General features: G+C 30.5%; 13 protein-coding genes and 1 pseudogene. 10 read left to right on the top strand and 4 right to left on the bottom strand.

Features of this window, described 5'->3' with window-relative positions:
- Positions 1-65: 65 nt before the first annotated feature.
- The gene (locus ACUN28_RS16820; protein ID WP_016087759.1) at positions 66-1013 is read right to left on the bottom strand and encodes a phosphotransferase enzyme family protein; all 948 of its coding nucleotides are present in this window, start codon (positions 1011-1013) and stop codon (positions 66-68) included.
- A gap of 192 nt (positions 1014-1205) precedes the next feature.
- Between ACUN28_RS16820 and ACUN28_RS16815 the strand changes: the two genes are divergently transcribed.
- Positions 1206-2294 carry a helix-turn-helix domain-containing protein gene (locus tag ACUN28_RS16815; RefSeq protein WP_016087758.1) on the top strand — a complete coding sequence of 363 codons (1089 nt, stop codon included), beginning with the start codon at positions 1206-1208 and terminating at the stop codon, positions 2292-2294.
- A gap of 14 nt (positions 2295-2308) precedes the next feature.
- Here the strand turns inward: ACUN28_RS16815 and ACUN28_RS16810 are convergent, their stop codons facing one another.
- Both ACUN28_RS16810 and ACUN28_RS16805 read right to left on the bottom strand, forming a co-directional pair.
- Entirely contained in the window at positions 2309-4000 is a 1692-nt protein-coding gene (locus ACUN28_RS16810; protein WP_016087757.1) for a M3 family oligoendopeptidase, read from the bottom strand.
- Between the two features lie 17 nt (positions 4001-4017).
- Positions 4018-4956: a DMT family transporter gene (locus tag ACUN28_RS16805; RefSeq protein ID WP_016087756.1), complete on the bottom strand. Its 939-nt coding sequence runs from the start codon at positions 4954-4956 to the stop codon at positions 4018-4020.
- A 127-nt stretch (positions 4957-5083) separates the two neighbouring features.
- On the opposite strand from ACUN28_RS16805, the gene ACUN28_RS16800 reads away from it, so the two are divergent.
- From ACUN28_RS16800 to ACUN28_RS16790, 3 genes are all read left to right on the top strand, one after another.
- Entirely contained in the window at positions 5084-6451 is a 1368-nt protein-coding gene (locus ACUN28_RS16800) for an aminotransferase-like domain-containing protein (protein WP_016087755.1), read from the top strand.
- A gap of 15 nt (positions 6452-6466) precedes the next feature.
- Positions 6467-6814 carry a hypothetical protein gene (locus ACUN28_RS16795; protein WP_016087754.1) on the top strand — a complete coding sequence of 116 codons (348 nt, stop codon included), beginning with the start codon at positions 6467-6469 and terminating at the stop codon, positions 6812-6814.
- 176 nt (positions 6815-6990) lie between these two features.
- Positions 6991-7194 (top strand): hypothetical protein, encoded by a 204-nt coding sequence (locus ACUN28_RS16790; protein ID WP_016087753.1) that lies wholly within the window; start codon positions 6991-6993, stop codon positions 7192-7194.
- A gap of 27 nt (positions 7195-7221) precedes the next feature.
- Here the strand turns inward: ACUN28_RS16790 and ACUN28_RS16785 are convergent, their stop codons facing one another.
- Entirely contained in the window at positions 7222-7464 is a 243-nt protein-coding gene (locus ACUN28_RS16785) for a hypothetical protein (RefSeq protein WP_016087752.1), read from the bottom strand.
- A 111-nt stretch (positions 7465-7575) separates the two neighbouring features.
- Between ACUN28_RS16785 and ACUN28_RS16780 the strand changes: the two genes are divergently transcribed.
- The 6 genes and pseudogenes from ACUN28_RS16780 to ACUN28_RS16755 all read left to right on the top strand — a co-directional run.
- Entirely contained in the window at positions 7576-8502 is a 927-nt protein-coding gene (locus ACUN28_RS16780) for a zinc-dependent alcohol dehydrogenase (protein WP_016087751.1), read from the top strand.
- A 217-nt stretch (positions 8503-8719) separates the two neighbouring features.
- Positions 8720-8887: a hypothetical protein gene (locus ACUN28_RS16775; RefSeq protein ID WP_016087750.1), complete on the top strand. Its 168-nt coding sequence runs from the start codon at positions 8720-8722 to the stop codon at positions 8885-8887.
- Between the two features lie 210 nt (positions 8888-9097).
- Positions 9098-9595: a DUF421 domain-containing protein gene (locus tag ACUN28_RS16770; RefSeq protein ID WP_016087749.1), complete on the top strand. Its 498-nt coding sequence runs from the start codon at positions 9098-9100 to the stop codon at positions 9593-9595.
- A 235-nt stretch (positions 9596-9830) separates the two neighbouring features.
- On the top strand, positions 9831-10460 hold the full coding sequence (locus ACUN28_RS16765) for a class I SAM-dependent methyltransferase (protein WP_016087748.1): 630 nt from the start codon (positions 9831-9833) through the stop codon (positions 10458-10460).
- A 280-nt stretch (positions 10461-10740) separates the two neighbouring features.
- Positions 10741-12222, top strand: coding sequence for a UDP-N-acetylmuramoyl-L-alanyl-D-glutamate--2,6-diaminopimelate ligase (locus ACUN28_RS16760; protein ID WP_016087747.1), 1482 nt, complete (start codon positions 10741-10743; stop codon positions 12220-12222).
- Between the two features lie 54 nt (positions 12223-12276).
- Positions 12277-12420: pseudogene (locus ACUN28_RS16755) on the top strand (glutamine amidotransferase); the annotation flags it as partial.
- Positions 12421-12513: the final 93 nt, after the last annotated feature.

Genomic DNA, 12513 nt, shown 5'->3' with positions numbered 1-12513 from the left:
CCTAATCGATCGAGTTTTTAGCGGATGTTGTTCAACTATAGTTACGTAGTTAAACAACATTCGCTTTACATATTTATTAAGGAATAATTATTTTCGAGTTTTAACCTATAAAGATTCATTATCCGTACTTGTTCCTCCGTTAATTCTTCTTTATCCCAATACATATGCATTAAGCTATATTCAAAAATTTCCTTTAATTTTATAAACAAAGGAAGTTTGTCTATCATTTCTGTAGGTAGTTCATTTTCTTTTTGATAACCGTCAAGTATCGCTTTTGTAATAGAATTTTTATAGTCAACAATATTCCCATTTCCAACAAATGAGTATTCTATCGCACTATAAATAGGAACGGCTAAATCGAATATGTAAAAATGTTTTTCGCAGTCTTGAAAATCTATCATTGTTAAGTTTGAATTATTTTCAACTAAAATGTTTTCTAACCATAAATCTCCGTGTATTAAGCCGTAATTTGAAGGGGATTTTTGTAGTTCCTTTATGGAAGTTAAAACGTCAGATGCCATCTCTCTTATAGTCGTCTCTTCTTTAGGGATATATTTAAGAAAATTATATTCTTCATTTTCATACCAATCGTTTATATGTTTTACTGGTTTAATCTTTTCAAAGCTTTTAGAAATACGATGTAGTTTTCCAATTTGTTTACCAAGCTTTCTAAATATATTAGAATTCCATTCGCACCTTGGTAAATGTATACCTGGAGCAGCTTTATATAATACGGCAAGAATCTCCTTGTCTAATGTTAACCTTTCTACTAAATTCCCATTAAGAGAAGGTATGATTGGAGGAACCGCTAAACCATTTTCATATAAAAAGTTCGTATATGTAATTTCTTCTAACTGTTCTTCATATGTTTTGTAGTTTGTAATTCTAATGAAGTATGTACCTAGTTCTGTAAAACATTGATACATTTCATTCGTTATTGGTTTAATGTTAATAAAATTTAACGGATATTGCTCATTTAGTAATCTAAGTATTTCTTTTTCTAACTCGTTCATTGTAACGCCCTTTCCAAACTTTAATTTTTTACTAGAGAATTAAAAGAATCTTAATTTACAACATTCGTGTTTTATTTTTGATATCCTTTAAAATGAAGCATGTTGTAATGAATGGCCCATGTTATAAAACACAAGAAATATCAAAAGAAAGAAACGAATCTCTTTTATACTTTTATATAAGGAGTGAAGGAAATGAATGAACATATACAACAGATGATTGATTGGATTGAGAGCAGTTTAAAAGAAGAATTTTCATTAAATGAATTATCTCGTTATATGGGTTATTCTCCGTATTACTGTTCTTTTAGATTTCACCAAGTAACAGGCATTAGTATTAGACGCTATATTCTTTTGAGAAGATTGTATTTATCTACGGGGGATTTGACGAATGATAGAAAGATAATAGATATTGCATTGGATTACGATTATTCTTCTCAAGAGGCTTATAGTAGAGCTTTTAAGAATGTTTTTGGAATGAATCCAAGAGAATTCCAGCTTAACAAAATGCCTATTCAGTCATTTATTAAACTAAAAATAGAAGAGGAGTTAAAAATGAATATTTCTAGAAAATTAGAGGTTGAGCAGTTACGTAGCAATAATAATGAGTTGTTTGATAAAGATGTACTTAACATATTGAATGGTCAAATGATGTATGAAGAATTTAAAACGGAGAAACTAATGGGTGAGTCTGATTATGTCCCATTTAACGAGGCCATGTGTGTAAATAGGGCTACTGCACAAGTTTTTGATGAAGAGTTTATTAAAAAAAGAGCAGAAGGTCATAACAGTTCAGTAGAAAGTTATACAAAAAAGGTCATAGATCCGTTAAAAAATCTTTTTACAAAAAAGTATAAATGCATTGTTTTATGGTTTGGTGAAGATATGTTCTGTCAAATGAACCTACTTACCATACTTTCTTACCTTGAACAGTCCTCTTATGAAGGGAAGGTATACTTAAATAGCTTTAGAGAAGATGAATTTAAAGTAAATCAAATTGAACTTGGATTGGGAAATTATTCTTCGGTATACAATGAAGTATTAGTAAACCATAAAAAGGCTTCCCATAAGGTACCACCAGTAATGTATCAGTCTATAGACTTATATTTAGAAATGCTAAAACAAGATAATACTGTAATGAAATTTATCTCTAAAAATAAAGATTTATCAACTCAAGAATTATTAACAAAGTTGTTTCAGCTATTTCCAACAATCGGATATGGGGATTCTCAGTACATAGAACTGATAAATAAAATAAAGAAGAAAGCTGCACCTAAAATATAGGAACAGCTTTCTTTTTACAATTGTTCAAGTAACTCTAATTCACTCTCTACAAATAACATTAGTTCTTTAATCGTTTCTCCTGTAAAATCAAAACGAATTCCAGCAGCTTCATATACTTCAGTTAAAGGTTTAGAGCTACCTAACGATAATGCTTTTTTATAATTTTCTATTGCTTGTTTAGGGTTTTCTTTATATTGTTTATACATTTGCAGCGCACCAAGTTGTGCGATAGCATATTCGATGTAATAGAACGGTATTTCGAATATGTGTAATACAGGTAACCAGCCAGTTGCGATCCAATTTTCATACCCTTCAATATTTACGACGCTCGATTGGTAAGTGTTATGTAATTCTAAATACTTTTCGTTTCTTTCCTTAGCAGTATGATTAGGATTTTCATACATCCAATGCTGGAATTGATCAACGATAAGCATCGGTGGTAAATACTTAACAATATCTTTAAAGAAATCTAATTTTGCTTTTATAAATTCTTCTCTATTCTCATAAAATGTATCCCAATATTCCATCGAAAATAATTCCATTGTCATGCTAGCGAGTTCTGCTGATTCAGAAGGGATTTCCAAATATTTTTGAAGTTCTAACTGCTTCATACATTCATTATGAATACTATGGCCCATTTCATGGAGGAAAGTAGTAACATCATAATGTGTATGATTGAGATTCATGAAAATGAAAGATAATTGAGAAGCAGGTAAATATTCGCAAAATCCTCCTGGTCCTTTTCCTTTACGACTTTCTAAATCCAAGCAATTATTTTTATGCATACGGTCCAGTAATGTTGAAAATTCAGGGTCTAGTTTGTGTAAAACGTGAGAACTTTTTTCGATTAAATCGCTCGCGTCTTCGATAGGTTTTAATGCTTTTTGATTTGGTGCGGTTGCTTTTACATCCCACAGACGAAGGAAATCTACTTGAAGTTCAGATTTTTTCTCATTCAATATTTTATCGATAAGTGGTACAACGTATTTACGAATAGATTCAGCCAGCTCATAGCAATCATCAGGTGTATAATCAAAACGTTCATGTTTTTTAAACATATAATCACGATAATTATCTAATTGAATGTTTTTTGCTTTTTGGTGACGGATTGCGATTAATTCATTTAATATATTTTGTAATGTATCTTCAACAGATAAGAATGTCTCAGAAATGAGTGTTTTTGCTTTTTTTCGAATATCACGATTCGGATCTTGTAAGTAAGACTGTAGTTCGGTAATTGTCTTTTCTTCACCGTCCCATAGTGCAGTTAAACCACCTGTAATTTCGAAGTACTCTGTTACTAGTTTGTCTTCAGTTATCTCTAAATCAATGTTCTTTTCACAAAATAATGTTTGCGCATTCTTAATTTTTTTATCTAGTAAGCTATACGTTTTTGGATCAAGTTCCATTCGAAAAGGAGATTCTAAATATTTATTATCAAATGAATTTTGATAACGTTTCAAAAGTGGTCTCACAAATTGTTGATCATATTCAAAAGTATCTTTTATTTCTTTATTATCCGTATTACATTGAAAGGCGATGTAGTGTAATCTTAATTGTTCTTCAATTTCCAAAATGAATGTAGATTGTTTTTTTAACCAGTTTTCAAGTTCTAGTTTTGAAGAAATCACTTCATTTAATAAAGTAGAAAGAGCTTTTTTTAATTCTAATACATTATTAATATCAATCGTATTTACACGTTGCAATATTTATCCCTCACTTTTTATTTACTTAAGGAAGTATTCTTCTTCTTTACTACAATCCCTTTTTTTCCTAGGAAGTTTGTGCCCACAACTCCAAGAACAATCAAAATTGTTCCGATGATGTGATAGTATGCGATTTGTTCATGTAAGAATACAATACCCGCGATAATTGTAATAAGTGTAGATAAGTTGCTGAAAACACTTATTTTAGCTGCTTCAATATAAGATAACGAATAGTTTAATAACAATGCGGTTAGTAAAGAAGATAGCAAACCTAAATATAAAATGGAAATAAGAAATGTTCCGTTCATAAATGGTTTAAAGTATATAGTTAATGTCCCTTTGTTTATATGGCTGACGATAGCAATTAAATTAAAACTAATAAAACCAATCGCTGTCATTGTATAAGTTAAATCCATAAGCTTGAAATTATTTGCCATTTTCCGTGCTAATACATTATAGAAAGCAGATGATAATGCCGATAACAAAATAAGAATAACGCCGATGATACTAGTTTCATAAGCCCCTAGACCATTCATTATAAATATATAAATGACACCGATGACGGAGATGAGTACAGAGATTTTTTGTGATGTATTCGAATACTCTTTTAAAAAATAGGAAGCTAAGATCATCGTAAATATTGGGATCACCGCTTGTATAATTCCTGCTTCAGATGAACTTGTATACACTAATCCAAAAGCTTGAAAAGCAAAAAAAAGTGCTGGATAAAAAATCGCAATTGGTAAAAGAGAAAGTATATTTTTAAATGATATATTTAACTTTATGAATCCAAAAATAACCGGAATATTTGCTGCTATGAAAGCAACTGTAAAACGATGAGCCAGAGTATCAAGAGGGCTTGTAATGGTTAGTGTTAGTTTCACGAATAAAAAAGAAAACCCAATAATAAATGAATAGAGTAATGCTGATATATATGCTTTTGTTGTATTTTTCATAATTTCACCTCATAGTAGTTGATTTCTTACTGGCCAGTATACGTACATAGTAAACTTTCTGATCTAGTGCTACAATGTGAACAAATACAAACTGTACCGGTACAAATTAAATGATGAGGTGGTAATGATGTATAAGTATTTACATGTTTTCAACGACTTAGAAAGTATGATTCAAAATGGGGAGATAAAAGAAGGTAAGAAACTACCGTCTATTCGGACACTAGTTACGCAATATGAGTGTAATAAGGCAACGGTTATACGGGCGCTACATGAATTAGAAAAGCGTCATATTATTTATTCTGTGCCTCAAAGTGGGTACTACGTTGTTAAAAAATCTGGGAATACCATAGAAAATAACGAGATAATTGATTTTGCTTCCTCAGCACCAGATCCAGATGTTTTCCCATATTTAGATTTTCAGCATTGTATTAATAAGGCCATTGATACGTATAAAAATGACTTGTTCGTATACGGAACGCCGAAAGGTTTACCGTCTTTAATTCCGGTCATTCAAAAACAATTAGCAAATTATCAAGTCTTCACGAAAGAAGAAAATATTTTTATAACGTCAGGTGTACAACAAGCGCTAGCGATACTAACTTCTATACCATTTCCAAATGAGAATGAAACGATATTAATTGAACAGCCAACATATCATTTATATATTGAGTATCTAGAAATAAATAAAATTCCTGTAATCGGTATTAAACGTACGAATGAAGGTATTGACTTGCATGAATTGGAGCGTATATTTCGAACAGGTAAAATAAAATTCTTTTATACGATACCGAGATATCATCATCCGCTTGGAACTTCTTATTCTAAAGATGAGAAAGAAAAAATCGTGTTATTGGCTAAGAAATATAATGTATTTATAGTGGAAGATGATTATTTAGCAGATTTAGAAACAGATTCAAAAGCAGATCCGTTATATAGCTTGGATAATTGTAATCACGTAATATATTTAAAAAGTTACTCTAAGATTATTTTTCCAGGTTTACGGGTTGGAGTTGCGGTCATTCCACCATCCATCGCAAATGATTTCCATACATATAAAAAGATATTAGATATTGATAGTCCGATGATTTCTCAAGCGGCTTTAGAAATTTATATAAAGAGCGGTATGTTTGAACGTCATAAAAACAAAATTAAATCTTCCTACTACAATAGATCAATAAAATTAGCGGAAACATTAAAAAAAGTGCAAAATGAAAATCCATCATTATTTGCATATAATAGAAAAAACACATTGGGAATACACACTTGTTTAGAAATAGAAAAAAACATAGCTATAGAATCAATCATAAAAAATTTAAGAGAAAATCAAATTAGTATCGATTCAGTTGATAGAAATTATTTAAATGATTTTCATAAAGAAAAGTTGCTAAAGTTAAACGTATCGAATGTAAAAGAAGATAAAATTGAAGAAGGTATTCGTATATTGATTGAGGAAATCAAACAAGTGGGACGGATAACCTTTCAATTTAAAAAATAAATAAGGAGGTTTGTTGTGAGACGCAAAATAATTCTCTTGTTTGTGTGTATCGTTATAATAATTGGAGCTATCATTGTGACTAAATATTATAAAGAAGATGATCAATGTATTGCAGTTGGTAAGTATTCAAGAGGTATTATCGTAGATCAAAATAACGAACCTATATCTAATGTGAAAATTTATGAAGATTCAATTGAAAGTAAGGAACGTAGTATTTCAAATACACAAGGCGAATTTGAAATACTAAATGGAGTTTGTGGTGAGATTGTATTACAATTAGTTACTCCAGATGGAGAAATCTATACGAGAAAATATGATAGTAAGCATATACCGGAAGTGATAGAACTGAGTTATAAAAAGTAAGGGGAATTACATGCAACCAGTACAAGGAAAATGTGTTAAATTGATATTTTTTAGAGCACTCAATAGCTGCGTGCTCTTTTTATTTTGGACATAAGCAATTTAAATGGAAATAAACTACCAATATATGGTACTCTTTATGTATAGCATTTATTATGAATAGGAGGGTGATGGAATCTATGGGGGTACGTATAGTCGATGATTTACAGCAATTATCGCTATTACTAATGTTTTTAAGTACATTAATATTTTACAGATACTTAAAGAAAGTGAAACGAGAGAGAAAATTGACTGGTTTTGAATGGACCATGTATTTTGTCACTCAATTCGCGACATTAATTTGGGCATTTACTTATTTCATTAAACACTTAGCTGAATCGTAATTCCTATTCTTTTAATCTAATGTATTGTTATCTATTAGGGATATAAATATAGTCCGTATCTAAATCAATGACAACATCGCTCGTGACGTCTTCTCGTAGTAATTTTGGGATTTTTTTATAATGGTAATGTACACAAAATAAGCTTAGAAGATCTTCGTTAGATATCTCTTCATTTTTCACATTTAAATACATTGTTCTTAATTCGTTTAGAGAACGGTTAAGGCCAATAACATACTCATTAATTCCATATCCATCAAATTCAATTATCATATTATCACTTTTGGTTGCTAGCCAACTTTATAGCTTAAATTTTAGATGAATCTATTATACATTTTTTTAAATTTAGTGAGAATATATTTTTATAAAATGTGAGGGTCATAGATGGAACAAAATAAATTAGTTTTAGAAGGACCAAAACGTCTTAAGTGGGAAACTTGTAAAATTAAGTCTATACAGGATGAGGAAATTATCATTAAAACAATTGCAGGTGCAATAAGTATTGGAGCAGAGTTACCACAGTATAAAGAATCGGATGTTTCAGATACAAATCCTATGTATCCTAGAAAAACTGGATATGAAAGTTATGGTGAAGTTATTCAAGTTGGTAATAAAGTAACAAATTTAAACGTAGGTGATAAAGTTGTCTCTTTTTATGGGCATAATACGATAGGAATAGTTAAGGGAGATAAAGTAATCCGAGTGCCTAGTTATATAAAATCTAAAGTTGCTTTATTATCTATTCTTTCGTGTGATGCTGCTAAAGGGGTATTGAAGCTAGACCCGCGACAGGATGAAAAAGTACTTATTACTGGAATGGGAGTTATCGGTTTACTCGCTTGTTATTTTTTAAAATACTATGTAGGTGTTAAGCAGGTGGATGTTGTTGAGCCTAATAAAAATAGAAGAGAATTTGCAAAGAAGTTTGGTGCGAAAAACCTCTTTGATTCAGAAAAGCAAATAATAGAAACATATAATTACGGTTTGGAATGTTCTGCTACAAATAGAGGGTTTCACACATTGCAAAAGGCTATTAAAAGTAATGGGGCTATATGCATTCTTTCTGATGGTAATATAGAAGACTTAACATTAACCGCCGACTTTTATCGAAAAGAATTGCAGATCATTGGTTCAAGTGACGGATATGATTATCAAAAACATGCAGATTGGTTTTTTAATCAGATAGAAAGAACACCATGGATAGAAGAGATTTTTCAACATGAGATTCATTATACTGATCTTGAAAAATGTTTTGAAGAATTGAGTGAAGGGATAATTACCCCCTTAAAAGTATTTGTCTCATATGAATAAAATGATCAGGTACATGTCACATAGCTCACGTATGTTTCGTCATTAATATGATAATAAAACGAGGGATAACAACTATAGGGATTTTTTACAGGTGCAACGTTTTGTGTAAACAAAGAAGTTTTTTTGCTCTTTCATTATGTACAAATAGTATATTATCTTTCTCAATGTACATATTAAGTAAAGTGTTTAATATCATGTACATAAAAGGCGGGGTAATATGGATGAAAATAAGAAAAGTGAAGAATTGAGTAAATTTAAGAAACAATGGTTTAATGAAGATAATCAGCCAGTAGCTGGAATAGAGTTAGCTTTACCACCGGATATAGGCAGCATGTTAGACTTGAAATCAGTTGATGATAAAATTGAAGAAAGTAATAATGAATAAGTTTAATCTATGCATCCATTTGGGTGCTTTTTATTTTTTGGACAATGGAGGGTGGAACATACAATCCTTATTGAAAAAAGATTGATTAAAATAGATTTTTTTCAGTATATTTAAGTTTTATTTTCACAAAAAAATTTAATTAGAATTCATTTGGAATGCTATATGAAATGTGAATGCTAATAACATTCACTATTAAAGGATTGAGCTATAATGAATATTATTTTGGAGAGTATTATTTTAATTTTCACTGGAATGATTGCATTAAAAATGACCGGTAGTACATCTGTTAGCCAAATGACAAGAGCTGAAATCATTATAGTAGTATCAATTGGACGTATTATTGTAGAGCCTGTATTAAGTAGGAAAGTAGTCCCAACTATATTTGCGGCTGTAATATTTGCAAGCATACTTCTTATCATTCATTTCTTTGAATTGAAATCAAGGAAGGTGGAACAATTCCTTAATGGCAGTAGCATTATAATCGTTGAAAATGGAGAGATTGTAAAAGAGAATTTAATGAAGGCGAAAATGTCGGAGCAACAACTATATATGCAATTAAGAGAAAAAGGGATTCATGATTTAAAGAGTTTACAACAAGTTACAGCCGAACCGAATGGGCGTATTGGTTATCAATTAATAGAGAAAGAGCAACCGATAACTTTAGAAATGTTAGAAAAGGTATTAGATCAGTACAATATAAAAAGATAATTTCTTATGTAAAAATGCCAATATACAATAGAAGTATTGGTATTTTTTATTTTGTCTAAATGTAAAAATTAATATTTAGAATACATATTCAGCCAATCTTTAAATTAGATATAGGCTTATTAATATGCTATATTCAATGGACCTATAGTGACTGTGGTGAAAAAAGCAGCGTTAAAATTAATTGCTCTTTCATGTGATGCTATACATGAGATAAGAATAAGGAGATAAAAATAAAATGGAATTTTGGGAATCAAGTTTTATTGAGAAACAAACAATGTGGGGATTTGAACCTACAGAATCTGCAATTTTGACAAAAGATGTTTTTCTGGAAAAGAACGTTAAAGATATATTAGTACCGGGTGTTGGATATGGAAGAAACGCAAAGGTGTTTATCGAAAATGGTATAAATGTATCAGGTATTGAAATTTCAAAAACCGCCATTGATTTAGCAAAACAAAATGGACTAGAAGATGTTAGTATATATCACGGCTCGGTAAACGAAATGCCTTTTGATAATAAACTTTATGATGGGATATTTAGTCATGCACTTCTTCATTTGTTAAATGAGCAGGAAAGAGGGAATTTTATTAAAGATTGTTATAATCAGTTAAAACCAGGCGGATATATGGTTTTCACAACTGTTTCTAAAAAAGCTCCAATGTATGGAAAAGGAAAACAGTTGGATAAAGACTATTATGAGATAATGGAAGGCGTAAAAATGTTCTTCTATGATTCTGAATCTATAAAACAAGATTTTAATAAATATGGACTAGTACAAGTTTCGGAAATTGATGAACCAAATAAGATCATGGAAAATAAACCTTCAATCAATTTTTTAATGGTCCAATGTAAGAAAGAACTATAAATAAAAGTTATTAAACATTACTAAAGATGTTTATATATTGATAATGCACAAATAAAAAGGACAAGCATATAATATAAATACCTCTTAACTTTAAGTAACCTTAACTTTCGTTAATAGGGCATCTCAAAATCCCTGAAAAGAGCACTTGCGGAAACAAGTGCTCTTTTATTTTTTTGTTTATTTAAGAGTATAGTTTATTTGATTAACATGGAATTTAATACCATAAACTTTGAATGAAATGGTAAAATTAATAGGATGATGTATAAGGGGGCAGGGGACTTTGAAACTTAAAGAACTGGCGAATTTATTTTTGATTAAAGAGACCATTGGGAATATGGATGTAGAAATTACGGGATTAGAAATGGATTCTAGAAAGATAACTAGTGGAAATCTATTTATATGTGTATCAGGTATCGATGGTTTTCTTGAAGATCGGCATCAATTTGTAGAAGATGCAGTGGAAAATGGTGCTGTGGCATTAATAGTAGAAAGGGATGTAGACATTGAAATACCTAAAATAATTGTTAAAGATGCTAGGTATGCTATGGCAGTTATTGCGTCGCATTTTTATGGTTACTCATCTAATGGAATGAAACTAATTGGAATTACAGGAACAAATGGTAAAACAACTACTTCCTATTTACTTGAAAAAATTTTGACTGATTATGGATTTCAAACAGGGCTTATGGGGAATAACGGAGTGAAAGTTGGTTCGAAATGGTATCCTACTGATATTAATACGCAAGAACCACCGATACTTCAGCGGAATTTGCAAATGATGAAAAATCAAAATGCAGATTATTGTGTTATGGAAGTTACGTCACAAGGTTTACATATGGAAAGAGTTAAAGGGTGTAACTTTAAAATAGCTGTTTTCACAAATTTAACGCAGGATCATTTGGATTATCATGGAACATTTGATGAATATAAGCATGTAAAAGGTCTTCTTTTTTCAAGATTAGGAAATGATTTGTCTGCTACAGATAAAAAAATTGCTGTATTGAATGCAGACGATCCATCGGTAGAATACTTTAAAAAAATTACTTCAGCTGAGGTTATTACATATGGGATACATAATGGAGCAGATGTTCAAGCGAAGAACATAACTTTAAGCCCAAAAGGTATTCGTTTTTTAGTTTCGTCCTTTAATGGAGAAATAGAAATCAATCTAAATCTAGTAGGCCACTTTAATGTATATAATGCATTAGCAGCAATAACAGTTGCATTAGTTGAAGGTATTCCGCTTACAAAAATTAGTGATAGCTTATCTAACTTAAAGAGTATTGAAGGTAGAATGGAAATAATAGACGAAAATCAAGATTTCCTTGTAATAGTGGACTATGCTCATACACCTGACGCGTTAGAAAATGTCCTTTCAACAATTAGCGAGTTTTCAAAAGGTAAAATCATTACCGTTTTCGGCTGCGGTGGAGATAGAGACGCAAAAAAACGATCAATAATGGGTGGAATTGCTGGGAGTTATAGCGATTTTGTTTTTATTACTTCTGACAATCCACGTTCGGAAGATCCGCAGGCAATAATGAAAGATATTGAAAAAGGATTTTCACAAAATAATAATTTGAATTATAAAGTAGAAGTAGATCGTGAACTTGCAATAAATCATGCAATAAACATGGCATCTTCTAATGATATTGTTTTGGTTGCAGGCAAGGGGCATGAAACGTATCAAATTTTAAAAGATTCGACTATCCATTTTGATGATAAAGAAAAAGCTCGACAAGCAATTATAAATAATAGATAGCTTATTTTTTAGAAAAGACGGGATTAGATTAAGTTGTGAATGGGATGTTATTGAATACAAACAAGAAAAACTTATTTATATGTATTTTATACGATGTCAGATTGGGAATACGGATAATTAATTGCTGAACTAAATACAGGAAGGTATTTCAAAAAAGGTTTAGCACCTATTAAAGTAGTTACAGTCGGAATAAATAAAGCAATTGAACATTTCTTCCAATTAATGATTTCATTAAATAGTTAAGCAGTTTAGTATGATCAATAATAAAAACCATGTTTCTAATGATACCGA

Source organism: Bacillus sp. WC2507 (assembly GCF_052656125.1).
The sequence above is the reverse complement of the archived record's forward strand: the minus strand, read 5'-3'. Positions and strand labels throughout refer to the sequence as shown.

Excerpts from the sequence above, each read along its gene's own strand:
- ACUN28_RS16785 (WP_016087752.1), bottom strand. The coding sequence starts at position 7,464 with ATGATAATTGAATTTGATGGATATGGAATTAATGAGTATGTTATTGGC.
- ACUN28_RS16780 (WP_016087751.1), top strand. The coding sequence starts at position 7,576 with ATGGAACAAAATAAATTAGTTTTAGAAGGACCAAAACGTCTTAAGTGG.
- ACUN28_RS16775 (WP_016087750.1), top strand. The coding sequence starts at position 8,720 with ATGGATGAAAATAAGAAAAGTGAAGAATTGAGTAAATTTAAGAAACAA.
- ACUN28_RS16790 (WP_016087753.1), top strand. The coding sequence starts at position 6,991 with ATGGGGGTACGTATAGTCGATGATTTACAGCAATTATCGCTATTACTA.
- ACUN28_RS16770 (WP_016087749.1), top strand. The coding sequence starts at position 9,098 with ATGAATATTATTTTGGAGAGTATTATTTTAATTTTCACTGGAATGATT.
- ACUN28_RS16800 (WP_016087755.1), top strand. The coding sequence starts at position 5,084 with ATGTATAAGTATTTACATGTTTTCAACGACTTAGAAAGTATGATTCAA.
- ACUN28_RS16815 (WP_016087758.1), top strand. The coding sequence starts at position 1,206 with ATGAATGAACATATACAACAGATGATTGATTGGATTGAGAGCAGTTTA.
- ACUN28_RS16805 (WP_016087756.1), bottom strand. The coding sequence starts at position 4,956 with ATGAAAAATACAACAAAAGCATATATATCAGCATTACTCTATTCATTT.
- ACUN28_RS16820 (WP_016087759.1), bottom strand. The coding sequence starts at position 1,013 with ATGAACGAGTTAGAAAAAGAAATACTTAGATTACTAAATGAGCAATAT.
- ACUN28_RS16765 (WP_016087748.1), top strand. The coding sequence starts at position 9,831 with ATGGAATTTTGGGAATCAAGTTTTATTGAGAAACAAACAATGTGGGGA.